This is a genomic window from Streptomyces sp. NPDC090022, from assembly GCF_044748145.1.
Classification (GTDB): domain Bacteria; phylum Actinomycetota; class Actinomycetes; order Streptomycetales; family Streptomycetaceae; genus Streptomyces.
In genome coordinates this window covers 135,994-160,904 of the sequence record NZ_JBIVFN010000003.1, presented here as the reverse complement: position 1 = coordinate 160,904, position 24,911 = coordinate 135,994, and the positions used below count along the sequence as shown (strand labels likewise).

Annotated in this window: 25 protein-coding genes; 7 read left to right on the top strand and 18 right to left on the bottom strand. The window is 73.1% G+C overall.

Annotation, left to right across the window (positions count from 1 at the left end):
- Window positions 1–49: 49 nt before the first annotated feature.
- Both ACIPXB_RS08645 and ACIPXB_RS08640 read right to left on the bottom strand, forming a co-directional pair.
- Window positions 50–1,285 (bottom strand): ROK family protein, encoded by a 1,236-nt coding sequence (locus tag ACIPXB_RS08645; protein ID WP_401446294.1) that lies wholly within the window; start codon window positions 1,283–1,285, stop codon window positions 50–52.
- Between the two features lie 30 nt (window positions 1,286–1,315).
- Window positions 1,316–2,092: an alpha-ketoglutarate-dependent dioxygenase AlkB family protein gene (locus ACIPXB_RS08640; RefSeq protein ID WP_401446291.1), complete on the bottom strand. Its 777-nt coding sequence runs from the start codon at window positions 2,090–2,092 to the stop codon at window positions 1,316–1,318.
- A 39-nt stretch (window positions 2,093–2,131) separates the two neighbouring features.
- Between ACIPXB_RS08640 and ACIPXB_RS08635 the strand changes: the two genes are divergently transcribed.
- Both ACIPXB_RS08635 and ACIPXB_RS08630 read left to right on the top strand, forming a co-directional pair.
- Entirely contained in the window at window positions 2,132–2,869 is a 738-nt protein-coding gene (locus ACIPXB_RS08635; RefSeq protein ID WP_401446288.1) for a maleylpyruvate isomerase family mycothiol-dependent enzyme, read from the top strand.
- Between the two features lie 55 nt (window positions 2,870–2,924).
- Window positions 2,925–3,185, top strand: a complete 261-nt coding sequence (locus ACIPXB_RS08630; RefSeq protein WP_401446285.1) for a DUF6332 family protein — start codon at window positions 2,925–2,927, stop codon at window positions 3,183–3,185.
- A 13-nt stretch (window positions 3,186–3,198) separates the two neighbouring features.
- On the opposite strand, the gene ACIPXB_RS08625 is transcribed toward ACIPXB_RS08630, so the two are convergent.
- From ACIPXB_RS08625 to ACIPXB_RS08615, 3 genes are all read right to left on the bottom strand, one after another.
- Window positions 3,199–3,495: a hypothetical protein gene (locus ACIPXB_RS08625; RefSeq protein WP_401446282.1), complete on the bottom strand. Its 297-nt coding sequence runs from the start codon at window positions 3,493–3,495 to the stop codon at window positions 3,199–3,201.
- Between the two features lie 179 nt (window positions 3,496–3,674).
- Window positions 3,675–4,607 carry an aminoglycoside phosphotransferase family protein gene (locus ACIPXB_RS08620; protein ID WP_401446279.1) on the bottom strand — a complete coding sequence of 311 codons (933 nt, stop codon included), beginning with the start codon at window positions 4,605–4,607 and terminating at the stop codon, window positions 3,675–3,677.
- Window positions 4,608–4,616: 9 nt separating this feature from the next.
- Complete coding sequence (locus ACIPXB_RS08615) at window positions 4,617–5,324, bottom strand: TetR/AcrR family transcriptional regulator (RefSeq protein ID WP_401446276.1); 708 nt, start codon at window positions 5,322–5,324, stop codon at window positions 4,617–4,619.
- Between the two features lie 171 nt (window positions 5,325–5,495).
- Between ACIPXB_RS08615 and ACIPXB_RS08610 the strand changes: the two genes are divergently transcribed.
- Window positions 5,496–5,945, top strand: coding sequence for a nitroreductase/quinone reductase family protein (locus ACIPXB_RS08610; RefSeq protein WP_401446273.1), 450 nt, complete (start codon window positions 5,496–5,498; stop codon window positions 5,943–5,945).
- 116 nt (window positions 5,946–6,061) lie between these two features.
- Here the strand turns inward: ACIPXB_RS08610 and ACIPXB_RS08605 are convergent, their stop codons facing one another.
- A complete protein-coding gene (locus tag ACIPXB_RS08605; RefSeq protein ID WP_401447148.1) occupies window positions 6,062–7,300 on the bottom strand; it encodes a geranylgeranyl reductase family protein in 1,239 nt (412 codons plus the stop codon).
- A 245-nt stretch (window positions 7,301–7,545) separates the two neighbouring features.
- On the opposite strand from ACIPXB_RS08605, the gene ACIPXB_RS08600 reads away from it, so the two are divergent.
- Entirely contained in the window at window positions 7,546–8,910 is a 1,365-nt protein-coding gene (locus tag ACIPXB_RS08600) for a dipeptidase (RefSeq protein WP_401446270.1), read from the top strand.
- Window positions 8,911–9,081: 171 nt separating this feature from the next.
- Here ACIPXB_RS08600 and ACIPXB_RS08595 read toward each other — a convergent pair whose 3' ends face one another.
- Window positions 9,082–10,104: an NUDIX domain-containing protein gene (locus ACIPXB_RS08595; RefSeq protein ID WP_401446267.1), complete on the bottom strand. Its 1,023-nt coding sequence runs from the start codon at window positions 10,102–10,104 to the stop codon at window positions 9,082–9,084.
- Window positions 10,105–10,391: 287 nt separating this feature from the next.
- Here ACIPXB_RS08595 and ACIPXB_RS08590 point away from each other — a divergent pair, with 287 nt between their 5' ends.
- Window positions 10,392–11,378 (top strand): LacI family DNA-binding transcriptional regulator, encoded by a 987-nt coding sequence (locus ACIPXB_RS08590; RefSeq protein ID WP_401446264.1) that lies wholly within the window; start codon window positions 10,392–10,394, stop codon window positions 11,376–11,378.
- 62 nt (window positions 11,379–11,440) lie between these two features.
- On the opposite strand, the gene ACIPXB_RS08585 is transcribed toward ACIPXB_RS08590, so the two are convergent.
- The 5 genes from ACIPXB_RS08585 to ACIPXB_RS08565 all read right to left on the bottom strand — a co-directional run bounded on the left by ACIPXB_RS08585 (window position 11,441) and on the right by ACIPXB_RS08565 (window position 15,920).
- Window positions 11,441–12,739: a DUF6986 family protein gene (locus ACIPXB_RS08585; protein WP_401446261.1), complete on the bottom strand. Its 1,299-nt coding sequence runs from the start codon at window positions 12,737–12,739 to the stop codon at window positions 11,441–11,443.
- Window positions 12,740–12,891: 152 nt separating this feature from the next.
- Window positions 12,892–13,854, bottom strand: a complete 963-nt coding sequence (locus tag ACIPXB_RS08580) for an electron transfer flavoprotein subunit alpha/FixB family protein (RefSeq protein WP_401446258.1) — start codon at window positions 13,852–13,854, stop codon at window positions 12,892–12,894.
- 87 nt (window positions 13,855–13,941) lie between these two features.
- Window positions 13,942–14,727, bottom strand: coding sequence for an electron transfer flavoprotein subunit beta/FixA family protein (locus tag ACIPXB_RS08575; protein WP_401446255.1), 786 nt, complete (start codon window positions 14,725–14,727; stop codon window positions 13,942–13,944).
- Window positions 14,728–14,929: 202 nt separating this feature from the next.
- Window positions 14,930–15,454: a flavin reductase family protein gene (locus ACIPXB_RS08570; RefSeq protein ID WP_401446252.1), complete on the bottom strand. Its 525-nt coding sequence runs from the start codon at window positions 15,452–15,454 to the stop codon at window positions 14,930–14,932.
- Between the two features lie 160 nt (window positions 15,455–15,614).
- Window positions 15,615–15,920, bottom strand: coding sequence for a TlpA family protein disulfide reductase (locus ACIPXB_RS08565; RefSeq protein ID WP_401447146.1), 306 nt, complete (start codon window positions 15,918–15,920; stop codon window positions 15,615–15,617).
- A gap of 284 nt (window positions 15,921–16,204) precedes the next feature.
- On the opposite strand from ACIPXB_RS08565, the gene ACIPXB_RS08560 reads away from it, so the two are divergent.
- Window positions 16,205–16,933, top strand: a complete 729-nt coding sequence (locus ACIPXB_RS08560) for a lysophospholipid acyltransferase family protein (protein ID WP_401446249.1) — start codon at window positions 16,205–16,207, stop codon at window positions 16,931–16,933.
- A 14-nt stretch (window positions 16,934–16,947) separates the two neighbouring features.
- On the opposite strand, the gene ACIPXB_RS08555 is transcribed toward ACIPXB_RS08560, so the two are convergent.
- On the bottom strand, window positions 16,948–18,171 hold the full coding sequence (locus ACIPXB_RS08555; protein ID WP_401446246.1) for an alginate lyase family protein: 1,224 nt from the start codon (window positions 18,169–18,171) through the stop codon (window positions 16,948–16,950).
- Between the two features lie 87 nt (window positions 18,172–18,258).
- Window positions 18,259–18,801, bottom strand: a complete 543-nt coding sequence (locus tag ACIPXB_RS08550; protein WP_401446243.1) for a CGNR zinc finger domain-containing protein — start codon at window positions 18,799–18,801, stop codon at window positions 18,259–18,261.
- 23 nt (window positions 18,802–18,824) lie between these two features.
- Here ACIPXB_RS08550 and ACIPXB_RS08545 point away from each other — a divergent pair, with 23 nt between their 5' ends.
- Window positions 18,825–20,054: an MFS transporter gene (locus ACIPXB_RS08545; protein WP_401446240.1), complete on the top strand. Its 1,230-nt coding sequence runs from the start codon at window positions 18,825–18,827 to the stop codon at window positions 20,052–20,054.
- Here ACIPXB_RS08545 and ACIPXB_RS08540 read toward each other — a convergent pair.
- The 4 genes from ACIPXB_RS08540 to ACIPXB_RS08525 form a co-directional block, all read right to left on the bottom strand.
- On the bottom strand, window positions 20,039–21,493 hold the full coding sequence (locus tag ACIPXB_RS08540) for a hypothetical protein (protein ID WP_401446238.1): 1,455 nt from the start codon (window positions 21,491–21,493) through the stop codon (window positions 20,039–20,041). The genes ACIPXB_RS08545 and ACIPXB_RS08540 overlap by 16 nt on opposite strands.
- A 106-nt stretch (window positions 21,494–21,599) precedes the next feature.
- On the bottom strand, window positions 21,600–22,679 hold the full coding sequence (locus tag ACIPXB_RS08535; RefSeq protein ID WP_401446236.1) for a threonine aldolase family protein: 1,080 nt from the start codon (window positions 22,677–22,679) through the stop codon (window positions 21,600–21,602).
- A complete protein-coding gene (locus ACIPXB_RS08530; RefSeq protein ID WP_401446233.1) occupies window positions 22,658–23,419 on the bottom strand; it encodes an SDR family NAD(P)-dependent oxidoreductase in 762 nt (253 codons plus the stop codon). The genes ACIPXB_RS08535 and ACIPXB_RS08530 overlap by 22 nt, the downstream gene beginning before the upstream one ends.
- Before the next feature lie 26 nt (window positions 23,420–23,445).
- Complete coding sequence (locus ACIPXB_RS08525) at window positions 23,446–24,843, bottom strand: DUF6421 family protein (RefSeq protein ID WP_401446231.1); 1,398 nt, start codon at window positions 24,841–24,843, stop codon at window positions 23,446–23,448.
- Between the last annotated feature and the right edge of the window lie 68 nt (window positions 24,844–24,911).

The following is a 24,911-nucleotide window of genomic DNA, read 5'->3' as shown; positions in this document are numbered from 1 at the left end:
CGCCCCGCCCGGTCCGCCCGCCCGGCCCGCCCGGCCCGCCCGGGGCTTCTCAGGCCGGCGCGCCGAGGGTGCCCAGCGGATCGTCGAGCACCGGCTGCCAGGCCAGTTCGGCCGCGCCCACCAGGCTGTTGTGGTCCAGGGTGCACGGCAGGATCGGTACGCCCCCGCTGCGCCCCCACAGGCTCCGGTCGGCCACCACCGCGCGCAGCCGCTCCGGGTCCGCGTGCAGCAGCTCGCGGTGCAGGCCGCCCAGGATGATCCGGTCCGGGTTGAGGATGTTCACCAGGCCCGCGAGCCCGAGGCCGAGCCGGTCGATGAGCTCCTCCGCGGCCGCCCGCACCTCCGGGTCGGTGTACTCGGTGCGCAGCAGGTCGCGCGCCTGCTGGAGGAGCGAGACCTCCGGGCCCGGCGTCCGTCCGGCGGCGGTCAGGAAGGCCAGCGGGTCGGCCTCCACGTCCAGGCAGCCGCGGCTGCCGCAGTGGCAGGCCCGTCCCTCGGGGTTCACGGTGAGGTGTCCGACCTCCAGGGCCAGACCCGAACTCCCGCTGTGCAGGCGGCCGTCGAGGACGAGCGCGCCGCCGACGCCGCGGTGGCCGGTGGCCACGCACAGCAGGTGCTGGGCGCTGCGCCCGGCGCCGTGCCGGTGCTCGGCCAGCGCCGCGAGGTTGACGTCGTTGCCGGTCAGGGCCGGTCCGTCGATCCCGGCGTCCTTCACGCACCGCGCGAAGACGGCCCGTACCGGCGATCCGGGCGGCCAGGCCACGTGCAGCGGGTTGAGCGCGGTGCCCTCGGGCTCGGCGACGGCCGAGGGGACGGCCAGTCCGGCGCCGATGCAGCGGCGGCCGCTGGCGGCCAGCAGGGCGGCTCCGGCCTCGACGACCGCGCCCAGCACCTGCGCCGGGTCGGCGGAGACCGTCACCTGACCGGGCGCGGTGGCCACGATCCTGCCGCCGAGTCCGACGAGCGCGGCCCGGAAGCCGTCGGGGTGGACCTGGGCGGCGAGTGCGACGGGCCCGTCCTCGGCGACGGACAGCCGGTGCGAGGGGCGGCCCTGGGTACCGCCCGCGCCGCCGGGGCTGGAGTCGACGCGGATCAGGCCCAGCGCCTCCAGTTCGGCGGCGACGGCTCCGGCGGTGGCCCGGGTGACGCCCAGCTCGGCCGTGAGCACCGCCCGCGTCGGGGCGCGGCCCGTGTGGACGAGCTCCAGCGCCGGCCCGAGTGCGCCGCGACCCCGCTCCAGCTTGCTGCGCGTGGACCCGGTGGTGCCGTTGCCGTTCCCGTTCATGACAGCGATCCTCGCATGATCGGAGCCCCGTCAGCGGCCGGGGCCCGCTCCCGCTCCGGGGCCCGGCCCGGACGGCCCCAGGCCGCCGACCCGCAGCGTGATGTTGAGCCGCCCCACCAGCCCCAGGTCCGGCGGGGCGGTGCCGGGCAGCACCTTGGGGACCCCGTGGTAGGCCCGCCGGGCGGGGCCGCCGAAGACGAACAGGTCGCCGCTGCGCAACTCCACGTCCCGGTACGGGCGCCCGCGCGAGGCGGTGTTGCCGAAGCGGAACAGGCAGGTGTCGCCGAGGCTGAGCGAGACGACCGGTGCCCCGGAGCGCTCCTCGGCGTCGCGGTGCATGCCCATGCGGGCGTCGCCGTCGTAGAAGTTGATCAGCGCGATGTCGTACGCGGGCCCGCCCGCCGCCACCGGGCCGCCCACGCCCGGGTCGCCCACCCCCGGGCCATAGGGTGCCGACCCGGGCCCGTACGCCGCAGGCCCGTACGCCGCAGGCCCGTACGCCGCCGTGACGGCCTCCCGGCCCAGCTCGGCGAGCCACCCGGGCATCGCCTTCACCGGGGCGCCGTCGCCGTCCACGGCGGTGCGCGCGTAGCCGTACGGATACCAGTGCAGTCCCAGGCACACCTGCCGGGCGGTCATCGTCCCGCCGCCGGGGGTGCGGACGGTGCGCAGTCCCGCGGGCGGCCGCGCCCACTCCCGGCAGGCCTCGACCAGCTCCCGCTGGCGGGCCGGCCCGAGCCAGTCGGGAACGTGCACGGCGCCGGGGACGATCTCCGTCCGCTCGCGCGGGAACAGTTCCTCGCTCATACGTCCCCATTGTGACGGGTCTGATGCCAGACTCGCCGTATGGAGATCAGCGAGTACGTGAAGACGCTGGAGCGGGAAGGCCAGTTGCTGGCGGAGGCCGCCGAACGGGCCGGCACGGAGGCCTGGGTGCCCACCTGTCCCGACTGGCACGTGGCCGATCTGCTCCGGCACACCGGATCGGTGCACCGCTGGGCGACCGGCTTCGTCGCGGAGGGCCTGCTGGAGGGCGGGTCCTGGACGCAGGCGCCGGAGCACACCGGCGCCGAGCTGCTGGCCTGGTTCCGCGAGGGGCACGCTGCCCTGGTGGCCGCGCTGACCGAGGCGCCGGCCGATCTGCAGTGCTGGACGTTCCTGCCGACCGCGCCCACACCGCTCGGCTTCTGGGCCCGGCGGCAGGCCCACGAGACGACGGTGCACCGGATGGACGCGGAGTCGGCGCTGGGCGGCGCCCTCTCGCCGCTGGAGGCGTCGTTCGCGGAGGACGGTATCGACGAGCTGCTCACCGGCTTCCACGCCCGTCCGCGCAGCCGGGTGCGGTCGCCGGAACCCAAGGTGCTGCGGGTGCGGGCCGCCGACACCGGCGCGGTGTGGACGGTCCACCTGTCGCCGGAGCCGCCCCGTACCGTGTGCGACGACGCGGGCGAGGCCGACTGCGAGGTGATCGCCGAGGCGTCCTGGCTCTACACGGCCCTGTGGAACCGGACGCCTCTGGCCGGGCCCGGGGTGAGCGGGGACCTGGCCGTGGCCCGGCTGTGGAGCGAGAATGCCGGGATCTGAACCGGGATCGGAGGGCGGCGGTGTGACCGTGGGTGCGCGCGGGCACACTGCGCGCATGGGCAGAGACGGGCGGCGCACGCAGGCGGACAAGGACGCGATCACGATCGAGATCGGATACGCGTTCGTCAGCGGCGTGTTCGCTGCCGCCCTCACGTACGGCGCGGTGGCCGGGCCCGCCCTCCTCTTCGACCTGCCGCGCCGGGTGGAGACGGCCCTGATGGCGGCCGGCGGGGTCCTGGCGACCACCGTCTTCGTCCTGCGCGCCACGCACCTGCTGTGGCGCTTCGCGCGCCGGCCGGAGAACGACGGGCGCTAGGCACTGTCCGGTGTCAGCCCTTGGGCAGGTTCTGGACGACACCCACGACGAGGAAGTAACCCAGGTACGAGGCGAGTACCACGCCCAGCATCACAAGGAGCTTGACCGGCGTCCCGAGCTGCTTGCGGGCGAGGGAGAGGTTCGCGAAGAGGCCCGCCGCCCCGATGGCGCCGCCTATCGCCCCGCCGGCCGGCAGCAGGAGGATCGGCACGATCGAGAGGACCAACTGCCACCAGGCGAGCCCTCGGAACTTGGCCCACGGATCCGGCTTGGCGAGCGAGTTCTTTCCGAGGTCGGGGGCGTGCTGCATGTGCGGGAACCTTCATTCTGTTCATCGTGATCGTGCTGAACCGTCAGGATGCGGGTGGCGGGCCCGCCGGGCAATGACGCCCCGACAACGGTTTGCCTACGAAACTCGGCTGTCGACGGCCGGCTCGGCACCCTTGCCCGCGCATGCGGTCGGGCACGGCGTCAGGAGGGCCCTGCGGGTCAGCGGGGCCGGGTGAGCAGCTGCGCCAGGTGGTCGGCGAAGTCGGTGAGCCGGTCCCGGCCCGGTCCCCGGCGGGCGCGGCGGAAGCCGTGGCGGCGACCCCAGAAGGCGGCCTGGACGGCATGGAGCTGGGCCCAGCGCCTGACCCGTTCGCGGTCGAGCTCCGCGCCCTCGGCGAACACGTCCAGGACGCGGTGGACGGCCCCGTGCAGGTCGTCGGCCTCGAGGAGCGCGAGCGCCCGGGACTTGAGCAGGGTGCCGCCGTCGTAGGCGGGGTCCCCGGCGTACCCCTTGGGGTCGACGGCCAGCCACGGCTCGCGGTCGGCGCGCAGGATGTTGCGGGCGTGGAGGTCGCCGTGGACCAGGGTGTCCGGCTGGACCCGGCCCAGCTCGCGGACGGTGGCCACGGCGGCGTCCACCACGCGGGCCGGCAGGGCGTGCGCCAGCTCCCGGGCGTCCCCGCGCAGGCCCTCCTCCCAGGCGCCGGCCTGCTCGCACAGCCGGGGCAGGTGGGCCGGTGCGGGAACGGCCAGTCGGCGGCCCAGCCGGGCCGCGACCGTCACCAGCTCGTCGCCGTCCGCCAGTTCCGCGAGGGTCGCGGCCCGGACGCGCTCCAGCAGCATCGCGAACCGCTCGTCGTCGCGCTCGTGCAGCGCCACGGCTCCGCGCCCGCCCCACGCCGCGAACGCGTCCGGCTCGTGGACGTTGCCGGGGTGCGGAAAGGACACCTTGAGCACGGCGGTCCCCCCGTCGGGCCGGCGCACCGGGACGACGACGCCGACGCCCCCGTGCATGACCGGCCCGTCCGGGACGCACCCCCACCGCTCCAGCAGCTCCTCCACGATCCCGGGCAGTTCGGCGAGCCATGCCGACCCGGCGTCCCCCTCCCGCGCGAGCGTGGTCCGCGTGAACTCCTCCGGCACTGCGATCATCCGGGCACCTTACGCGTCGGCGCGTGGCGACGGCATCAGACCCACCCCGTGGGCGAGTTGGGCGGCGGCGTGGGCGAAGAAGGCCTCGCGGTCCTCGACGACCCGGTTGAACTGGCCGAAGACCTCGAAGGAGATGAGGCCGGTCAGCTGGGCCCAGGCGGCGACCAGGGCCGCGGTCACCTCGGGCGGCAGGCCCTCGGCGAAGTCGGCGGTCATGCGCGCGGCTTCGGGACGCAGGGCCGTCGGCAGCGGGGGCAGGGCGAGGCCGCGGCCGGCGTGGGCTGCGCGGGCGATGGAGACGAAGGCGTTGCCGACGCGGGAGGCGGGGCCGACGGTGGCCTGGGGGGCGGAGTAGCCGGGGACGGGGGAACCGTAGATGAGGGCGTACTCGTGGGGGTGGGCGAGGGCCCAGTCGCGGACGGCCCGGCAGACCGCGATCCAGCTGTCGTACGGCGGGGCGGTGACGGTGCGGGCGCGGGCCGCCTCGGCGGCGGCGCCGACGCTGTCGTACGCGTCGATGATCAATGCGGTCAGCAGGTCGTCGCGACTGGGGAAGTAGCGGTAGAGGGCGGAGGAGACCATGCCGAGCTCGCGGGCGACGGCGCGGAGCGAGAGTTTCGCCGCGCCCTCCGCCGCGAGCCGGCGGCGCGCCTCGTCCTTGATGGCGGCAGTGACCTCGATACGGGCCCGTTCCCTGGCCCCACGCACGGTGCTCATGCCGGGCAGTATGCCATGCGTGCAGAGCACTGCACAGAAAATGGAGCATCGATTCGATTCGAGAGCGCTGCTCTTGATTCGGCGCACCGATCCGTGCACACTGATCTCAAGCGAGAGCGGTGCTCTCGAAAGGGCGGGGCGACAGCCGCGCACGACCGACGGAGGACCACCATGAGCACGCACTACGTCCAGGCGAGCCCCCTCGCGGTCAGGTTCAACGGGCTCGTCGGCAAGCTGGCCCGCCTCGGCATCAGCCTGGGCGGCACCGCCGAGCTGTCGGTACGCGGCCGCACGTCCGGCCGGATGCAGCGCATCCCGGTCAGCCCGCACACCCACGACGGCGCGCAGTACCTGGTCTCCGCCCGCGGCCACTCGCAGTGGGTCCGCAACATGCGCGCCGCGGGCGGCGGCGAGCTGCGCGTGGGCCGCAGGGTGCGCGCGTTCACCGTCACCGAGCTGTCCGACCCGGCCGAGAAGGCCGCCGTCCTGCGGACGTACCTGGAGCGGTGGGGCTGGGAGGTCAACCGGTTCTTCCAGGGGGTGACCGCCACGTCCTCCGAGGAGGAGCTGCGCACGGCCGCGGCCGACCATCCGGTCTTCCGCATCTCCCTCACGGGCTGACCCCGCGTCGTCCGCACGCCGACCCGGGGGCCGCCCGCGCGCCGGCCACGTCGGCCCCTACGCCGGCCCCAGCTCCGGACCCGGCGCCTGACCCCACGCCGCCCGCGCGCCGGCCCCTACGCCGGCCCCTGCTCCGGACCCTGGCCCTGCCCCGCGCCTCGCTCCGGGTCCTGTGACGCCCGCGCCTGCCGGCGGTCCAGGGCGTGCAGCGCCCGGCGCGCGACCGGGGACGTGCGCACCATGTCGGCCAGGTTCGCCGAACCGCGGGTGATCCGGGCGAACGCCCGCCACGCCGGCCGGAAGCCGGTGATCGTCGCGTGCAGCAGGCCCGGCCGGGACTCGAACACGGTCAGCATCCGCTTGCCGACGCCCATCTCCACACCCAGCCCGGCCTTGATGGCGAAGGCGTAGTTCAGCGCCTGCCGGCGCGCGTCCACGGCGTCCTGCGCCTCGGCGATCTTCACCGCCCACTCCCCCGCCAGCCGCCCGGAGCGCAGCGCGAAGGAGATGCCCTCCCGGGTCCACGGCTCCAGCAGTCCGGCCGCGTCGCCCGCCACCAGCACCCGCCCGCGCGAGAGCGGCGAGTCCGGCTTGCGACACCGCGTCAGGTGGCCGGAGGAGACGGCCGGCTCGAAGCCCGCCAGTCCCAGCCGGGCGATGAAGTCCTCCAGGTAGCGCTTGGTCGCCGCGCCCTCGCCCTTGGTGGCGATGACACCGACGGTCAGCGTGTCGCCCTTGGGGAACACCCAGCCGTAACTGCCCGGCAGCGGCCCCCAGTCGATCAGGACGCGGCCCTTCCAGTCCTCGGCGACCGTCGGCGGGACCGGGATCTCCGCCTCCAGGCCCAGGTCCACCTGGTCCATCTCCACCCCGACGTGCGCGCCGATCCGGCTCGCGCTGCCGTCCGCGCCGACCACCGACCGGGCCAGCACGACCTCGCCGTCCCCGAGCACCACGGCGACGGTACGCCGGTCGGGCACCGCCGGCCCGTGCTGCTCGACGCGCGCCACCGCCGTACCCGTACGGACCGTGGCGCCGGCCTTCTCGGCCTCGGCGACCAGCGCGGCGTCGAACTCCGGCCGGTTGATGAGCCCGAAGAGCATGCCCTTGGACCGCCGGGTCCGGGTCAGCCTGCCGTTCAGCGAGAAGGTGACGGCATGGATCCGGTCCTTGAAGGGCAGCACGAAGCCCGGCGGCAGGGCGTCGCGCGACGGGCCGATGATGCCGCCGCCGCACGTCTTGTAGCGCGGCAGCTCGGCCTTCTCCAGCAGCAGCACCCGCCGCCCGGAACCCGCCGCCGCGTACGCGGCCGATGCCCCGGCGGGCCCGGCGCCGACCACGACCACGTCCCACACCTCACCGGACCCGCCGCTCCCGCCGGCCGAGCCCTGCGCCCCCTCGGCGGCCTGCCCCGCCGCGCCCTGTACGTCGTCGCTGCTCACGTGTGCTGCTGCTCCTGATCGCCCGGTTGCTCCGCTGCCCGCCAAATCCTACGGCGAACGGCCGGGAAGGCCGCCTCGTCCTCCTGTGCGAGGATCGGAACCGACTTCGCCGTACCCGGCCTACGCAGAACAACGTCGCACCCAAGAGGAGCGTGCCCATGCCGTCCCATCCGATCGCCGAGACCGTCGCCTCGTTGATGCCCCGCGCCCAGCAGGAGCTTGCCGAGCTGGTGGCCTTCCAGTCGGTCGCGGACTGGGCCCAGTTCCCGCGCAGCGAGAGCGAGAAGGCCGCGAACTGGGTGGCGGCCGCGCTGCGCGCCGAGGGCTTCCAGGACGTCGCCCTGCTGGACACCCCCGACGGCACCCAGTCCGTGTACGGCTTCCTGCCCGGCCCCGAGGGCGCGCCGACCGTGCTGCTGTACGCGCACTACGACGTGCAGCCGCCGCTGGACGACGCCGCCTGGATCTCCCCGGCGTTCGAGCTGACCGAGCGCGACGGCCGCTGGTACGGGCGCGGCGCGGCCGACTGCAAGGGCGGCTTCATCATGCACCTGCTGGCGCTGCGCGCGCTGAAGGCCAACGGTGGCGTGCCGGTGAGCGTGAAGGTCATCGTCGAGGGTTCCGAGGAACAGGGCACGGGCGGCCTCCAGCAGTACGCCGAGGCCAACCCCGAACTGCTGACCGCCGACACCATCGTCATCGGCGACGCGGGCAACTTCCGCACCGGTCTGCCGACGGTGACCGCCACCCTGCGCGGGATGACCCTGCTCAAGGTCAAGATCGACACGCTGGCCGGAAACCTGCACTCGGGCATGTTCGGCGGCGCCGCGCCCGACGCGCTGGCGGCCCTGATCAAGGTGCTGGACTCGCTGCGCGCGGCGGACGGTTCCACCACGGTGGACGGGCTGGCCTCGGACGGCGTCTGGGAGGGCCTGCAGTACCCGGAGGCGGACTTCCGCGCCGACGCGAAGGTGCTCGACGGCGTCGGACTGATCGGTGAGGGCACGGTGGCCGACCGGCTGTGGGCCCGTCCGGCCGTGACCGTGCTGGGCATCGACTGCCCGCCGGTCATCGGTGCGACGCCGTCGGTGCACGCGAGCGCGGGTGCGCTGATCAGCCTGCGCATTCCGCCGGGCGTGGACACGGCCGAGGCCATCGAGCTGCTGCAGGCGCACCTGGTCGCGCACACCCCGTGGAAGGCGCGCCTGGAGCTGGAAGTCGTCGGCCAGGGCCAGCCGTTCCAGGCGGACACCGGCAGCCCGGCGTACGCGTCGATGGCGGCGGCGATGAAGGTGGCCTACCCGGGCCAGGAGATGCAGATCGCGGGCATGGGCGGCTCGATTCCGCTGTGCAACGCGCTGACCTCGCTCTACCCGGAGGCGGAGATGCTGCTGATCGGGCTGAGCGAGCCGGCGGCGCAGATCCACGCGGTCAACGAGAGCGTGTCGCCGGAGGAGCTGGAGCGGCTGTCGGTGGTCGAGGCGCTGTTCCTGGTGAACTACGCGGAGTCCAAGCGCCCGTAGGCACCACCACCGCCGGCCGACGAACCGTCCGGCCACCCCGGCCACCCCGGCCACCGTCCGCCCAGGGCCTCATACGGCCCTGGGCGGCCACGTATCCCTGGACGGACGCGGGGCCTGTACGGACGCCCGCGCACGCCGAACACCCCGCCCGCGGACACCCCGCCCGCCCCGTCAGCCCACCGGGACGCCCGCCTCCAGGTTGAGGACCGTGGCGCGTTCGCGGGCGCGCAGGGCCCAGCGCAGCCGTTCGTAGCGGACCGGCGGGAGCAGCCCCGCCGCCTCCGCCTCCGTGACGAACCGCCAGGCGCGCAGCTCCGGGCCGGGCAGCCGCAGCCGCCCGACGGCCGCCTCGTCCAGCCGCCCGCCGTCGAAGAGCAGCCGCAGCCCTCCGAACCCCGGCGGGCAGGGCGGCTCCCAGTCCATCACCAGCAGCCCCGGTACGCGGTCCAGGGCGAGGCCGAGCTCCTCCTCGACCTCGCGGACCCCGGCCCGGGCGGGCGCCTCCCCCGCCTCGACGACCCCGCCGGGGAACTCCCAGCCCGGCTTGTACGTCGGATCCACCAGCAGCACCCGGTCGCGGTCGTCGAAGAGCAGGACCCCGGCCGCGACGGTCTCCCGCGTCGGCTCGGGAGTCTGGACGATGTCGCAGGTCCCGGCGGCGCCCGTGCGCACGGCCCGCGCGATGTGTTCGGCGGTCTGCCGGGGTGTCAGCTGCGCGGTGTCCACCCGCAGGGCGTCCCCCGCGAGCCAGCCGTCGAGCGCCGCCCGCCAGGCCCGCAGCTCGCCGTCGGCCCGGTGGTCCGGGGCCCCGGGGTCCTCGCCGGCGTCCGCGAGGCGGGAGCGAAGGATCGTTTCCCCAGGGTCCAGGACCACGTGGCGTACCGGGATCCGGCGCGCTGCGAGCGCGCCGAAGATCTCGTCGCGGTAGTCCTGCCGCAGCAGGGTCATGGGCACCACGAGGGTGCCGCCCAGTTCGGCGAGCACCGCGGCGGCCCCGTCCACCACCAGCCGCCGCCAGCTGGGCAGGTCCTGGTGGTCGGTCACCTCGTCGAGGCGTTTGCGCGGGAGGAGTTGCCGCAGCGCGCCGCCGACGGTCTCCGGGTCGTACAGGGTGCTGTCCGGCAGGAGTCCGGTCAGTTCGCGGGCCGTGCTGGTCTTCCCGGCGCCGGAAGCACCGTTGATCCAGACAATCACGTCGATCCCTCTCCCCATGACTCGCCATGCCTCGTCCGAAGCCCCCAGTGGCCTGCCCGCACCACCCTGCCACGGAAACCCGGTTATCGGCCGAGGTGCTTATCCTCAAGGTCGGAGCCCCGTCCCGAAGCGTCCCGCAGTCCAGCCGTTCCGCAGTCCAGCCGTTCCGCAGTCCCGCCGTTCCGCAGTCCCGCCCCCCGATCGCCCCGTCCGTCTCCGCCGGAGGTCCACGAACCGTGCAGCACACCCGCCGCCCGTCCGAACCGCGTTACGGCCGGCGACCGACGATGAAGGACGTGGCGTCCCGCGCCGGGGTGGGCCTGAAGACGGTGTCCCGGGTCGTCAACGGTGAGCCGGGGGTCACCCCGGACACCGAGAAGCGGGTCCAGGAGGCCATCGACGCCCTTGGGTTCCGCCGCAACGACAGCGCGCGGGTGCTGCGCAAGGGCCGCACCGCCACCGTCGGCCTGGTCCTGGAGGACCTCGCGGACCCCTTCTACGGTCCGCTGAACCGGTCGGTGGAGGAGGTGGCCCGTGCCCACGGCGCGCTGCTGATCAACGGCTCCAGTGCCGAGGACCCCGACCGGGAGCGGGAGTTGGCGCTGGCGCTGTGCGCGCGCCGGGTGGACGGGCTGATCGTGATTCCGGCCGGGGACGACCACCGGTACCTGGAGCCGGAGATGCGCGCCGGGGTGGCCACGGTGTTCGTCGACCGTCCGGCGGGCCGCATCGACGCGGACGTGGTGCTCTCGGACAGCTTCGGCGGCGCCCGCGACGGCGTGGCGCACCTGATCGCGCACGGCCACCGCCGGATCGGCTTCCTCGGTGACCATCCCCGCATCCACACCGCGACCGAGCGGCTGCGCGGCTACCGCGCGGCGATGGCGGCGGCGGGACTGCCGGTGGCGGACGCCTGGACGGCGCTCGGTTCCACCGATCCGGGCCGGGTGACGGCGGCGGCCACCGCGATGCTGGCCGGGCCGGAGCCGGTGACCGCTCTGTTCGCCGGCAACAACCGGGTCACGGTGACCGTGGTCCGGGTGCTGGCCGCCGCGGCCCGGCCGGTGGCGCTGGTCGGCTTCGACGACTTCGAACTGGCCGACCTGCTGCGTCCGGGCGTCACCGTGGTCGCCCAGGACGCGGCCGCTTTGGGCCGGGTCGCCACCGACCGGCTGTTCCGGCGGCTGGCGGGCGCCGACCTGGCCACCGAGCGGATCGAGCTGCCGACCCGGCTGATCGCACGCGGTTCGGGCGAAGTCCCGCCCGCCGGCTGAGCCCCCGCCCCACCGGACCGGGTCCGGTGGGGCGGGCACGCGCGTTCAGGGGCGGGCGGACGTCACGCGGTGGCCGTCAGGGTGGCCGAGCGGCGCGGGATGGCGAAGGCGTCGATCTCGGCGCGGGTCAGGCCGGTGAGGGCGGTGACCTCGTCGGCGCCGACGGCGCCGCAGTTCAGGCCGCGCACGAGGTAGCCGGCCAGGGCCTTGGCGGTCGCGGGCTCGTCCATGACGTCGCCCTCGATCTTGGCCACGTACGCCTTCAGCCGGCCGGCGGCGGCCTCGAGGCCCTCGCGGTAGAAGGCGAAGACGGCGGCGTAGCGGGTGGGGAGGTGGCCCGGGTGCATGTCCCAGCCCTGGTAGTAGGCGCGGGCCAGGGCCCGGCGGGTCAGGCCGTAGTGCAGCTTCCACGCCTCGTGGACGTGCTCGGTGGTGCCGACCGGCAGGACGTTGGTCGAGCCGTCGGAGACGCGTACGCCGGTGCCGGCGGCCGCGACCTGCATGACGGCCTTGGCGTGGTCGGCGGCCGGGTGGTCGCTGGACTGGTAGGCGGCGGACACGCCGACGCAGGCGCTGTAGTCGAAGGTGCCGTAGTGCAGTCCGGTGGCGCGGCCCTTGGCGGCGTCGATCATGCGGGCGACGGCGGCGGTGCCGTCGGCGGCCAGGATGGCCTGGCTGGTCTCGACCTGGATCTCGAAGCCGAGCCGGCCCGGGCGCAGGCCGCGGGTGGTCTCGAACGCCTCCAGCAGCTGGACGAAGGCGGTGACCTGCTCGGGGTAGGTGACCTTGGGCAGGGTGAGGACCAGGCCCTCGGGCAGGCCGCCGTGGGCGAGGAGGCCGGAGAGGAAGATGTCGGTGGTGCGGATGCCGCGGTCGCGGACGTTGGACTCCATGCACTTCATGCGGATGCCCATGTACGGCGCGTTGGTGCCGTTGGCGAAGGACTCGGAGACGAGGCGGGCGGCGCGGGCCGCGGCCTGGTCCTCCTCCTCGTCGGAGCGGACGCCGAAGCCGTCCTCGAAGTCGATGCGCAGGTCCTCGATCGGCTCGGCGGCCAGTTTGGCGCGCACGCGCTCGTAGACCGGGCCGGCCAGCTCGTCGGAGATGCCGAGGACCTTGGCGAGGGTGGCGGCGTCGGGGGCGTGCTCGTCGAGGGCGGCGAGGGCCTGGTCGCCCCAGGAGCGGATGGTGCCGGGGGTGAAGACGTCACCGGGGACGTAGACGGTGTGGATCGGCTGGCGGGTGCCGGGGTCGCCCGGGTACCGGCGCGCGAGTTCCGCGTCCACCGGTGCGAGGGAAGCGCTGATGCCCTCGCTGACCGCACCCGCGAGGCTCGTCGCGACCTTCTCCTGCTGACCCATCCTGCACTCTCCTCTTTTCCGCTTCACGGAAGCATTGATCCGCATAGCAGAATTTAGTCAGGGGGTTCCGCTCAGTCAATGGTTGCAGGAAACGCCGAGGGGCCGCGTGGTGAGTGTCACCACGCGGCCCCGCGTCACAGCGTCTGCGCAGGTCAGCCCTTGCGCGCCTGGATCTCCTGGGTCAGCTGCGGGACGACCTGGAACAGGTCGCCGACCACGCCGTAGTCGACCAGGTCGAAGATCGGGGCCTCGGAGTCCTTGTTGATGGCCACGATGGTCTTCGAGGTCTGCATGCCGGCCCGGTGCTGGATCGCGCCGGAGATGCCGGAGGCGATGTACAGCTGCGGGGAGACCGACTTGCCGGTCTGGCCGACCTGGTTGGAGTGCGGGTACCAGCCGGCGTCGACCGCGGCGCGGGAGGCGCCGACGGCGGCACCGAGCGAGTCGGCCAGGGCCTCGATGATCGCGAAGTTCTCGGCGCCGTTGACGCCACGGCCGCCGGAGACCACGATCGCGGCCTCGGTCAGCTCGGGGCGGCCGGTCGACTCGCGCGGGGTGCGGGCGACGACCTTGGTGCCGGTCGCCAGGGCGCCGAAGGTGACGGCGAGCGCCTCGACGGCACCGGCGGCCGGGGCGGCCTCCACCGGGGCCGAGTTCGGCTTGACGGTGATGACCGGCGTGCCCTTGGAGACACGGGACTTGGTGGTGAAGGAGGCGGCGAACGCGGACTGCGTCGCGACCGGGCCCTCGTCGCCGGCCTCGAGGTCGACGGCGTCGGTGATGATGCCGGAGCCGATACGGACCGCCAGGCGGGCCGCGATCTCCTTGCCCTCGGCGGAGGACGGGACGAGCACGGCGGCCGGGGAGACGGCGTCGTAGGCGGCCTGGAGCCCGTCCACCTTTGGTACGACGAGGTAGTCGGCGAACTCGGGGGCGTCGGCGGTGAGGACCTTGACCGCACCGTGCTCGGCGAGCACGGCGGCGGTGTCGGCGGCACCGGCGCCCAGGGCGACGGCGACGGGCTCGCCGATGCGGCGGGCCAGCGTCAGCAGTTCGAGGGTGGGCTTGCGGACGGCACCGTCCACGTGGTCGACGTAGACGAGAACTTCAGCCATGGGACTTCTCCAGCGATTGCGAAGTGTGAGGGGGCGGTTGAGGTGACCGAAGCCCTGAGATGAACTTCTGGCCGGCCAGGCTGTTGCCTAGATGAATTTCTGCTCCGCAAGGAAGGCAGCCAGCTGCTTGCCGCCCTCGCCCTCGTCCTTGACGATCGTGCCGGCGGTGCGGGCCGGGCGCTGCGCCGCGGAGTCGACCGCGGTCCAGGAGCCCTCGAGGCCGACCTCGTCCGCCTCGATCTCCAGCTCCTCCAGGTCCCAGGACTCCACCGGCTTCTTCTTGGCGGCCATGATGCCCTTGAAGGAGGGGTAGCGGGCCTCGCCGGACTGGTCGGTCACGGAGACGACCGCCGGGAGGGAGGCCTGGAGCTGCTCGCTCGCGGAGTCGCCGTCGCGGCGGCCGCTGACGGTGCCGTCCTCGACCTTGACCTCGGAGAGCAGGGTGACCTGCGGGACGCCCAGACGCTCGGCCAGGATCGCCGGGAGCACGCCCATGACACCGTCGGTCGAGGCCATACCGGCGATGACCAGGTCGTACCCGGCCTTCTCGATGGCCTTGGCGAGCACCAGCGAGGTGCCCATGACGTCGGTGCCGTGCAGGTCGTCGTCCTCGACGTGGATGGCCTTGTCGGCGCCCATCGACAGCGCCTTGCGCAGCGCGTCCTTGGCGTCCTCGGGACCGACCGTCAGGACGGTGATCTCCGCGTCGTCCGCGTCCTCGGCGATCTGCAGCGCCTGCTCGACGGCGTACTCGTCGAGCTCCGACAGCAGGCCGTCGACGTCATCGCGGTCGACGGTCAGGTCATCGGCGAAGTGCCGGTCGCCGGTGGCGTCGGGCACGTACTTCACACAGACAACGATCCTCAAGCTCACGCCGGCTCTCCTACTGCATCGTCTTTTCTGGCTGCTGCCCTGTGCAGGCAGCATAGGCGCCTTACTGGGCGGTTCCCGCTCGGGGCGGCCCGCGCTCCGAACGAAATGTTACTCGTCAGTACAGCGTGCCTCCCACCAGGAGGCAAGGTCGCTGCACTGTGACCTTGCCAACGCCACCCGAACCCGCCCCAGCAGGGACGATTCAGTCCCGCAGCGCGTTGAAGCGACCCTGGTGGTACAGCAGGGGACGGCCTTCCCCGCGGCCTTCCCCCAGCGAGTGTCCCGCAACCGCCTCCGCGATGATCACCCGGTGCTCCCCGGCCGGCACCCGGGCCACCACCCGGCACACCAGCCACGCCAGCACCCCGTCCAGCACCGGCACGCCCTGCGGACCGGCGCTCCAGAGCGTCGGGTCCCCGAAGCGGTCGGCGCCGCTGCGGGCGAACAGCCCGGCCAGGTCCCGCTGGTCCTCGGCGAGTATGTGGACGCCGACGTGGTCGGAGCCGGATATCGCCGGCCAGCTGGAGGAACCGGTGCCGATGGAGAACGACAGCAATGGCGGGTCGGCGGAGACCGAGTTGAGCGAGGTGGCGGTGAAGCCGACGGGACGGCCGCCGTCCACGGCCGTGATCACCGCGACACCGGCGGCATGCTGACGGAACACGGAGCGCAGCAGCTCGGGCGATCCCGTCCGGGCGGCTGCCGTGGGGGCCGAGGGGGCCGTCATGAGCAGGTCAGTTCCTTCCACTGCGCGTTCCGTGCGTCAGCCTGTCGATCGCGGCGGCGCGCAGTCAAGCGGGTACGGACAGATGTCGGACGCGTCACGCTCGGTGCGGGCGCGTGTACCGGCGTACGGGCCGGACCCGCCGGTCCTCTCCTACCGCCGCTCATACGGCTTCTCGTACGGCCGCGCCCAGTGCCGCGATCACATCGGCCTTGCGCGGCATCCCGGCGGCGCGGCGCACGACGGTTCCCGTCGCGTCCAGGACCAGCACGGTGGGCGTCCGGACGATCCCGAGCGCGCGGACCAGGGAGAGGTGCTCCTCCGCGTCGATCTCGATGTGCGCGACGCCCGGGACCAGCGCGCCGACCTCGGCGAGGATCCGCCGGGTGGCCCGGCAGGGCTGGCAGAAGGCGCTGGAGAACTGCACGAGGGTGGCCCGCTCGCCCAGCCGAGCACCCAGCTCCGCCATACCCAGCCGGGCCCGGTCCCTGTCCCCCTGCACGTGTGCTCCGTCCCCGGCGGAGGCCCGCCGTCCGTCCCGCTCGCGTTCCGTTCGTACGCTGGTCCGAGCGCTCCGGAGGCGCCCGGCATTCCCGTCATGATTCCCTGCGTGACAAGAATCTCGCCGGGCACGGGCGTCTGGGCTGGCCAGCGGCCCGTGTTTGGGGCACGATCCCCATGGCCACGTTACCTACGTTGGCGTAACTTCCGGCCGGGAGCACCTCCCCAGGCAGAAAGCGGGGTCTCCCCACGATGGCTGAGCTCGTCTATCCCCCCGTGGTCGGCGCGGCGCACACGCTGTTCCGTGCGCTGGACATCCGGATCGACATGAAGGGCACCGAGAACATCCCGCGCAAGGGCGGGGCGGTGCTGGTCTCCAACCACATCGGCTATCTCGACTTCATCTTCACCGGGCTGACGGCGCGGCCGTCGAAGCGTCTGGTGCGCTTCATGGCCAAGGACTCGGTCTTCCGCCACAAGGTGTCCGGTCCGCTGATGCGCGCGATGAAGCACATCCCGGTGGACCGCAAGCAGGGTGAGGCGGCGTACCAGCAGGCGCTGGAGGCACTGCGCTCGGGCGAGATCATCGGCGTGTTCCCGGAGGCGACGATCTCGCAGTCGTTCACGCTGAAGAGCTTCAAGTCGGGTGCGGCGCGGATGGCGCAGGAGGCGGGCGTCCCGCTGATCCCGATGGCGCTGTGGGGCACGCAGCGGCTGTGGACCAAGGGCCGGCCGAAGGACCTCCGGCGCAGCCACATCCCGGTGACGATGCGGGTGGGCGAGCCGATCGAGGCGCCGGGCGACCAGTACGCGGGTGCCATCACGCGGCGGCTGCGCGAGCGGGTCCAGGAACTGCTGGAGGCGGCGCAGAAGGCGTACCCCGCCAAGCCCAAGGGTCCGCAGGACTCGTGGTGGCTGCCGGCCCACCTCGGCGGGACGGCGCCGACCCCGGCGCAGGTGCGCGAGGCCGGCGCGTCCTGAGGACGGCTCCCCGGTCAGTGGGGGTTCGAGGCGTGGGTGAGGGTCTCCCACGCCTCGAAGTGGTTCTCGGTGCCGGCGGGCCGCCGTGACTCGGTGAGCTGCCGGGTCTTGTTCATGGTGATGCCGAGGCGGTGGGCGAGGGCGTTGTAGCCGACCTCGGTGGCCGGCCCGATCCCCTTGGTGAGCGTGCCGCCGCACAGCCAGGACGGCACGGCCTCGCCGAGCTCGTAGCCGGCGTGGAAGCCGAGCGCGTGCCGGAACCGGTCCGTGAACGCGGGGTAGAGGTCACGGCCCTGGATGCGTGAGGTCTCGGCGACGTGCATGGTCGCGGCGATGGCCATGCCGGTGTGCCCGAAGTCCCGACAGGTCTCCTGGGCGAGGCCGTCGACGAACGTGGTCTGGTCGTGCCAGTAGTCGATCAGCTCGCTGCGGGTGTCGATGGTGGAACGCGGCGGGTACTTCGGCTGCGCGCCGTCGGACTTCAGGTAGAAGTACGCGGGGACCCGGCCGAGGTAGACGGCCATGGCCTTGTCGTAGCTCGCCTTGTCGTCGAGGTGGACCGCGATGCCGATCGCGGCGTCCATCATGATCAGTTCCCAGTTGCCGTTGTTGTTCGGCTTGCCGCCGATGACCTCGGGCAGGTAGACGGTGCGCAGCATGGTGGCGAACCGCCCCTGCCGGGGCCAGCCGCCGGGGTAGGTGTGCTTGATGATCTCGGCGGCGCGCGGCCAGGTGGAGCCCGCCCAGCCGCTCTGCAGCGGGGCGTTGGAGTTGGTGTGGTCCTTGATCGTGCCCGACCAGGCGTCCATCAGCTCGATGGACTTCCTGGCGTACCGGGTGTCCCCGGTGATGTACCAGGCCAGCGCGTGGCTGTAGGCGGCGATGGCGTCCTCGCGCTCGTCGCTGCAGCCGATGTTCGGGTTCGAGTACGACCCGCACTCGACCACGGCGCGGGGCTTGGGCGTCCGGGAGAGCGAGCCGTACTTGCTCGCGAGCATCTGGTCGTACGCCGCTTTCCAGGGCTGCTCGCCGGCCTGCACCTTGGCGCGTACGAAGTCCAGCTGGGCGCGGCTGTTGAGGACGCCGGGATGGGTGAACCGGGCGGGAGCGGCGGCCGCTGGGGCCACAGCGGACGCGGGGGCGGCGGACGCGGCGGCGGGGGCGGCCGCCGTGGGCATTGAGCCCAGGGCGAGCGCCGCGAGCCCGGCGCAGAGCCCGGCGGGGAGTCCGAAACGCATGGGGGGCCTTCCGGTCGGAGGGGTTCCGGGGCCCGAAGATACTCATGCTCATGCCAAGCCGACAACGATGTCCGTCAAGAAAGTTTCCTATTGGCCCGCGCGCCGGCGGCTGCGGTGCGCCGCGACGCGGACCCGTGTGGCGCAGGCGGTGGAGCAGTACCGGCGGGGGCTGCCGGGACCGGCGCCGAGGAAATAGCGGCCGCAGCCCGCGGCGGGACAGGCACCCCAGACGACACGGCCGTGCGCGGTGAGCAGCTCGGCGAGCGCGAGCGCCCCGGAGGCCAGGAACCACTCCCCCCAGCCCGCCTCGGGACCGCGGTCGACGTGCAGGTGCCAGGGGTGGCCGTCGTGCCGGGTCAGCCGGGGCCGCGCGCCGCACTCGGCGAACAGGGCGTTGACGGCCTCGGCGGCGCGGTCCGCGTCCGGTTCGGCGATGAGGGCGCCCATCCGGCGCGCGGCGGCCCGCAGTTCGGCCGCTCCAGCCTCGCTGAAGGCGGGCTCCCGGAGGTCCTGCGAGGCTTCACCGTGCCGGGCGAGCAGGGCGGCGAGCCCGGCGCGGGGCAGTTCGGGGTCCTGGCGGACCGCCTCGGCGATGTCGAACAGGCGCAGGGCGGGGTCGAATCCGTTCACACGTCACTGTAACGTCTTGAGGCATGATGGCGTTACGGCGATATCTGGGCGCGGCGCTGGCCGCGCGACTGGCCTCCGAGGGCATGGGCATCGCCCTGGTCCTGCTGACGCTGGAGCGCACCGGCAGCGCGGCGCACGGCGCGTTCGTCCTGACGGCGTGGCTGGCGCCGCACGTACTGGCCGCTCCGCTGACGGGGGCGGCGGCCTCGCGGACGCGCCGGCCGCGGCTGTTCCACGTGGCCTCGCTCGCCGGCTTCGCACTGTGCATGGCGGCGCTGGCGCTGCTGGTGGGCCGGGCCCCGACGCCGGTGGTGCTGGTGGTGGCGATGGCCGGCGGTTCCTGCGGTCCGATGGTGACGGGCGGGCTGTCCAGCCTGGTCGCGGGGCTGGTCCCGGCGGGCCCCCGGCTCGACCGGGCGTACGCGTGGGACGCCGTCACGTACAACGCGGCCGGTGTGACCTCCCCCGCGGTCGTCAGCGCCTTCGCGGCCCTGGGGTCGGCGGGAACGGCGGTCCTGCTGCTGGCGGCCGGGTGTGCGCTGGCCGCGGTCCTGGCGGCCACCCTGCCGTACGACGCGAAACCGCCGGCCACGGCCGCGGCCTCGCTGCGGGCCGGGATGGCGGCGGGGCTGGCCGCGCTGTGGCGGGTGCGGGAACTGCGGGCGATCACCTCGGCGACGACGCTGGCGTTCGTCGGGGTCGGGGGCTTGAGTACCAGCGCGGTGCTGTTCGCGGGCCGGCTGGGCAGCCCCGACGGCGGCGGCCTGCTGCTGACGGCGTTCGCCGTCGGCGCCCTGGGCGGAGCGCTGACACTGGGCCGGATCACGGCGGTGGCGCCGGGACGGATGGCGCGCTGGGCGCTGACGGGGACGGGACTGGCGCTGGCCGGTGCCGCGTTCGCGCCGTCGGTGACGGTGGCGGCCGTGCTGTTCGCGGTGGCCGGGGTCTGCGACGGTCCGCTGCTGACGTCGACCCTGCGGATCCGCTCGGAAGGGGCGCCCGCGGCGGTGCGCACGCAGGTCTTCACCCTCGGCGCGGGCCTGAAGGTGACGGCGGCCTCGGCGGGCGCCGCCCTGGTCGGCCTCGCGGCGGCCGCTCCCCCGTACGCCCTGCTGCTGGCCGTCGCCGCGCTGCAACTGGCGGGGGCCGTCCTCCACCTGTCGATCCGCCCCACGCGGGCGGTGCCGCGGCCGGGGCCCGAGCTGCCGCTCCCGGCCCGGCCGAACCCGGAGAAGGGCTATTCGGCGCCCTGAGCCGGGGGCCGGGTGGGCAGGGCCGCGAACGGGACGGCCGCGGTGGTCCACGCGAAGGCAATACCGTACCGCTCCGCTTCCCGCTCGACCTCCCTGTCGGTGATCTCGTCCCGCCGGACGAAGTCGAACGTCGTGATCGCCGTCCAGAATTTGGACCCCTCGGGATGCGCCCACCACAGGGCGGTGATGAAACGCGGCCGCCGCGTCACGTTGATGAGGTTGCTGTTGTGACGGACCCGGGCGTGATGAACGGTGTGCTCGTCGCATTCGGGGCAGTACATCTTGCCGGCGCTCTTCTCCCACGAATAGTGGGGCTCCTGGAATCTGACTTCGTCGATCCTGCCGCGGTCCTTCCGCATCAGCTCCACATTGAGCCACGCCTCGATCGAGTCGAACCCGGCACGGGCGGGCACCTGGACCACCTTGACCACCCGGTACTCCTCATCGGGCTCCAGCCACGCCCCCGACCCGTAGAAGGGACCGGTGGCGATCGTGGTCACCCGCGTACCGGCCACGTACCGGCCCACGTCGTTGATCTGCGCGAGGGTGACCTTCTTCCACTCGCCCAGGCCCGCCCCCTTCTCCGAATAGGCGGACGCCCGCCCTTGGACCAGGTACTGGTCGTTGGTGACGTAGACGCCGACCTTTCCCGTGTTCTTCGCGGAGAAGGTCACCGGAAGGTGGACGACCGGACGGCTCGGATCCATGCGCGGGGTTCCGAAACTCGCGTCCACCTTGACGACCAGGGGTGTGGACGTCGGCTGGTAGAGGGCCGAATAGCCCAGATTGGTCGCCGCCAGCGCGCCGGTGGCGACCACGCCCACGGCGATTTTCCTGGGGTGCGGAATTCCCCGCCACACCCGGTCACGGCCGAGCAGCCAGATCCCCCACAGCGACCAGCCGAAGAGGGGGAAGAAGGCCAGCGCATAGCGCGTGTATTCGCGCTCCTCGAACCAGATGAACAGCAGGAGGAAACAGCCGGCGAAGGTGATGAGGACACCGAGCAGGACCAGCACGCCGGAAAACCGGTGCTCCCTCTTCCCCCAGTAGTCCAGGGCCGCGAAGGCGGCCCCGCCCTGCGCCAGCCCCGCGATGACGAACAGGAATCCCGTGAGCCGCCCGGCGAAGGTCAGGGCGCCCAGGGCGTCGGGCTTGCCGATCACGACGAGCATGACCATGGAAGCGGCCAGACCGGCCACCATCAGGCCCATGACGCCCAGTCTGCGGGCTCGGCGGTCGGGCCAGACGTCGCTGCCGCCGCCGAGCCAGCGTATGGACGTACGGTCGTCCAGGTCCGCGTCCCGGGGGTGGCCGAACCGGGTCAGCACCCGGCGCAGGTCCCTGGCCGACCAGGCGCTGCCCACCCGCTTGCCGCTCAGCGTGACCTCGCGCAACCCCCGGCTGTCGGGCGGGTGCACCGCCACTTTGGGCTCTCGCATGGGGCCAGGCTCGGCCGCGCCCGCGGCCGCCGCAAGCGCGGATACGCCGTCCGGCGCCGCCCGTCGGACGGGCGGCGCCGGACGGCGTATCACGCCGACTGTCGAGTCAGCGGGCCATCTCTTCCTTGAGGGCCTGGAGGAAACCGTCCACGTCCTCCTCCTGCGTGTCGAAGCCGCACATCCAGCGGACGTGGCCCTCGGCCTCGTTCCAGAAGTAGAAGCGGTAGCGCTTCTGCAGGCGCAGCGTCACCTCGTGCGGGAGCTTGGCGAAGACGGCGTTCGCCTGGACCGGGTAGAGGATCTCCACCCCGTCGACGTGCCGGACGCCTTCCGCCAGCCGCTGCGCCATCGCGTTGGAGTGCCGGGCGTTGCGCAGCCACAGGTCCTTGGCGAGCAGGGCCTCCAGCTGGACGGAGACGAACCGCATCTTCGACGCGAGCTGCATCGACATCTTGCGGACGTGCTTCATCTGCCGGACCGCGTCCGGGTTGAGGACCACCACGGCCTCACCGAAGAGCATGCCGTTCTTCGTGCCACCGTACGACAGCACGTCGACGCCCACGGTGTTGGTGAACGTGCGCATCGGCACGTCCAGCGAGGCCGCGGCGTTGGCTATCCGGGCACCGTCGAGGTGCACCTTCATGCCCAGCCCGTGCGCGTGCTCGCAGATCGCCCGGATCTCGTCCGGGGTGTAGACCGTGCCCAGTTCGGTGTTCTGGGTGATCGACACGACCTGCGGCATCGCCCGGTGCTCGTCGTCGAAGCCCCAGGCCTGCCGGTCGATCAGCTCGGGGGTGAGCTTGCCGTCCGGCGTGGCGACGGTGAGCAGCTTCAGGCCCGCCATCCGCTCGGGCGCACCGCCCTCGTCGACGTTGATGTGGGCGCTCTCGGCGCATATCACCGCACCCCAGCGGTCCGTCATCGCCTGGAGGGCGGTGACGTTCGCGCCGGTGCCGTTGAAGACCGGGAAGGCCTCGGAGTACGGGCCGAAGTGGCTGCGGATGACCTTCTGCAGGTGTTCGGTGTACTCGTCCTCGCCATAGGCGACCTGGTGGCCGCCGTTGGCGAGGGCGATGGCCTCGAGGATCTCCGGATGCGCACCCGCGTAGTTGTCGCTCGCGAAGCCGCGCACGGCAGGATCGTGGTGCCGGCGGGCGTCGGTCTTTACGGTTGCGGGGTGAGCCACAGACGCTGTCCGTTCACTTCGGAGGCGGGCCGCTCCCAGACGCCGGCGATGGCCTCGGCCAGTTCCGTGACGTCGGTGAAGCCCGCGAACTTCGCATTGGGGCGCTCGGCGCGCATGGCGTCGTGCACCAGTGCCTTGATGACCAGGATCGCAGCCGCCGCGCGCGGGCCCTCATCGCCCCCCGCCTTGCGGAAGGAGTCGGCCATGGCCAGCGTCCAGGCCTCGGCCGCCGCCTTGCCGGCGTTGTACGCGGCGTTGTTGGCGACCGGCTTGTGCGCGCCGACCTGGCTCACCAGGACGTAGCGGCCCTTGTCGCTGCGCAGCAGGCCGTCGTGGAAGGCCATGGAGGTGTGCTGGACCGTGCGGATCAGGAGCTTCTCGAGGAAGTCCCAGTCGGCGAGGTCGGTCTCGGTGAACGAGGCGCTGCCGCGCCAGCCGCCGACCAGGTGGACCAGGCCGTCGATCCGGCCGAACTCCTTCTCGGTCCGGTCGGCCCACGCCTTGGCGGCCTCCAGGTCGAGCAGGTCCACGGTGTCACCGGTGACGGTGGCCCCGCCGTGGGCGTAGCGGGCCGCGTCCACGGCCTCGGCCAGACGGGTGGGGTCCGCGTCCGACGCGACGACCGTGGCGCCCGCCTCGGCCAGGCGGAGCAGGGTGGCGCGGCCGGCGGGCCCGCCGGCCCCGGCCACCGCCACCACCGCTCCGTGGAGCTTTCCGTTGCCGTTCCCGGAGCCGTTCATGCTGGAAGCCTCCTGTGCGCGAGCGCTCACGCGGCGACCCGCTCGGCGTCGAGGGCGGTGATGCCCTTCGTCGAGGCGATCACGCCCTTGAGCTTCTTGGCGAGGGCCTCATAGAACATGCTGAGCGGAAACTCGTCGGGAAGCACGTCGTCCACGAGCTTGCGCGGCGGCTGCGTCAGGTCCAGGGCGTCGGGGCCCTTGGCCCACTTGGATCCCGGGTGCGGGGCCAGGTAGGTGGAGACGAGCTCGTACGCCTTGAACCAGTGGACGAGCTTGGGGCGGTCGATGCCGGCCCGGTACAGCTCCTCGATCTCGGCGCACAGCTCGTTGGTGACCTGCGGGGCACGCATCCAGTCGATCTTCAGCTTGTTGTCCGTCCAGCGCACGACGTCGTGCTTGTGGAGGTACGCGAAGAGCAGCTGGCCGCCGAGGCCGTCGTAGTTGCGGTTGCGGTCGCCCGAGACCGGGAAGCGGAACATCCGGTCGAACAGGACGGCGTACTGCACGTCGCGGCCGTGCTCGTTGCCCTCGGACTCCAGCTTCACGGCCTCCTTGAAGGCGGTGAGGTCGCAGCGCAGCTCCTCCAGGCCGTACATCCAGAACGGCTGGCGCTGCTTGATCATGAAGGGGTCGAACGGCAGGTCGCCGTGGCTGTGGGTGCGGTCGTGGACCATGTCCCACAGGACGAAGGCCTTCTCGCAGCGCTCCTGGTCCTCGACCATGCGCGCGATGTCCTCGGGCAGCTCGATGCCCAGGATGTCGACGGCGGCCTCGGTGACCTTGCGGTAGCGGGCGGCCTCGCGGTCGCAGAAGATGCCGCCCCAGGTGAAGCGCTCGGGGGCCTCGCGGACGGCGATGGTCTCCGGGAAGAGCACCGCGGAGTGGGTGTCGTAGCCCGGGGTGAAGTCCTCGAAGGTGATGCCGAGGAAGAGCGGGTTGTCGTACCGGGTGCGCTCGAGCTCGGCGAGCCACTCGGGCCACACCATCTTGAGCGCGACGGCCTCCAGGTTGCGGTCCGGGTTGCCGTTCTGCGTGTACATGGGGAACACGACGAGGTGCTGGAGCCCGTCGGCGCGCTCGGCGGCGGGGTGGAAGGCCAGCAGGGAGTCGAGGAAGTCCGGCTCCCGGAAGCCGTCCGCGGCCCACTTGCGCAGGTCGCCGACCAGGGCCCGGTGGTACGCGGTCGCGTGCGGCAGCAGCGGGGAGAGCGTCTCGACGGCCGCGACGACGCGCTCGACGGCGGCCTCGGCGGCCGCCCGGCTCGGAGCGGCGTCCGCGTCGAAGTCGATGGAGCCGTCCTTGGACTGCCAGGGGCGGATCTCTTCCACGGCGGCCTTGAGCTCGGGCCACGCCGGGTGGTCCACCACCCGCGCACCGGCGGTTATCGCGCCACCGCCCACGCCCGGCACAAGAGTTTCCGTCATGTCACTTCCTCCACAGGAGAACCTCACGTCGTGACAGCGTATGCGCGCAAGGCTCTCCCGCTCAAGAG

What these genes read in the sequence shown, in the direction of transcription:
- ACIPXB_RS08620 (WP_401446279.1), bottom strand. Translation starts at nt 4,607, where the DNA reads ATGATCGCAGTGCCGGAGGAGTTCACGCGGACCACGCTCGCGCGGGAG.
- ACIPXB_RS08525 (WP_401446231.1), bottom strand. Translation starts at nt 24,843, where the DNA reads ATGACGGAAACTCTTGTGCCGGGCGTGGGCGGTGGCGCGATAACCGCC.
- ACIPXB_RS08545 (WP_401446240.1), top strand. Translation starts at nt 18,825, where the DNA reads ATGATGGCGTTACGGCGATATCTGGGCGCGGCGCTGGCCGCGCGACTG.
- ACIPXB_RS08625 (WP_401446282.1), bottom strand. Translation starts at nt 3,495, where the DNA reads ATGCAGCACGCCCCCGACCTCGGAAAGAACTCGCTCGCCAAGCCGGAT.
- ACIPXB_RS08640 (WP_401446291.1), bottom strand. Translation starts at nt 2,092, where the DNA reads ATGAGCGAGGAACTGTTCCCGCGCGAGCGGACGGAGATCGTCCCCGGC.
- ACIPXB_RS08590 (WP_401446264.1), top strand. Translation starts at nt 10,392, where the DNA reads ATGAAGGACGTGGCGTCCCGCGCCGGGGTGGGCCTGAAGACGGTGTCC.
- ACIPXB_RS08585 (WP_401446261.1), bottom strand. Translation starts at nt 12,739, where the DNA reads ATGGGTCAGCAGGAGAAGGTCGCGACGAGCCTCGCGGGTGCGGTCAGC.
- ACIPXB_RS08635 (WP_401446288.1), top strand. Translation starts at nt 2,132, where the DNA reads ATGGAGATCAGCGAGTACGTGAAGACGCTGGAGCGGGAAGGCCAGTTG.
- ACIPXB_RS08560 (WP_401446249.1), top strand. Translation starts at nt 16,205, where the DNA reads ATGGCTGAGCTCGTCTATCCCCCCGTGGTCGGCGCGGCGCACACGCTG.
- ACIPXB_RS08565 (WP_401447146.1), bottom strand. Translation starts at nt 15,920, where the DNA reads ATGGCGGAGCTGGGTGCTCGGCTGGGCGAGCGGGCCACCCTCGTGCAG.
- ACIPXB_RS08600 (WP_401446270.1), top strand. Translation starts at nt 7,546, where the DNA reads ATGCCGTCCCATCCGATCGCCGAGACCGTCGCCTCGTTGATGCCCCGC.
- ACIPXB_RS08610 (WP_401446273.1), top strand. Translation starts at nt 5,496, where the DNA reads ATGAGCACGCACTACGTCCAGGCGAGCCCCCTCGCGGTCAGGTTCAAC.
- ACIPXB_RS08615 (WP_401446276.1), bottom strand. Translation starts at nt 5,324, where the DNA reads ATGAGCACCGTGCGTGGGGCCAGGGAACGGGCCCGTATCGAGGTCACT.
- ACIPXB_RS08580 (WP_401446258.1), bottom strand. Translation starts at nt 13,854, where the DNA reads ATGGCTGAAGTTCTCGTCTACGTCGACCACGTGGACGGTGCCGTCCGC.
- ACIPXB_RS08630 (WP_401446285.1), top strand. Translation starts at nt 2,925, where the DNA reads ATGGGCAGAGACGGGCGGCGCACGCAGGCGGACAAGGACGCGATCACG.
- ACIPXB_RS08570 (WP_401446252.1), bottom strand. Translation starts at nt 15,454, where the DNA reads ATGACGGCCCCCTCGGCCCCCACGGCAGCCGCCCGGACGGGATCGCCC.
- ACIPXB_RS08540 (WP_401446238.1), bottom strand. Translation starts at nt 21,493, where the DNA reads ATGCGAGAGCCCAAAGTGGCGGTGCACCCGCCCGACAGCCGGGGGTTG.
- ACIPXB_RS08530 (WP_401446233.1), bottom strand. Translation starts at nt 23,419, where the DNA reads ATGAACGGCTCCGGGAACGGCAACGGAAAGCTCCACGGAGCGGTGGTG.
- ACIPXB_RS08645 (WP_401446294.1), bottom strand. Translation starts at nt 1,285, where the DNA reads ATGAACGGGAACGGCAACGGCACCACCGGGTCCACGCGCAGCAAGCTG.
- ACIPXB_RS08555 (WP_401446246.1), bottom strand. Translation starts at nt 18,171, where the DNA reads ATGCGTTTCGGACTCCCCGCCGGGCTCTGCGCCGGGCTCGCGGCGCTC.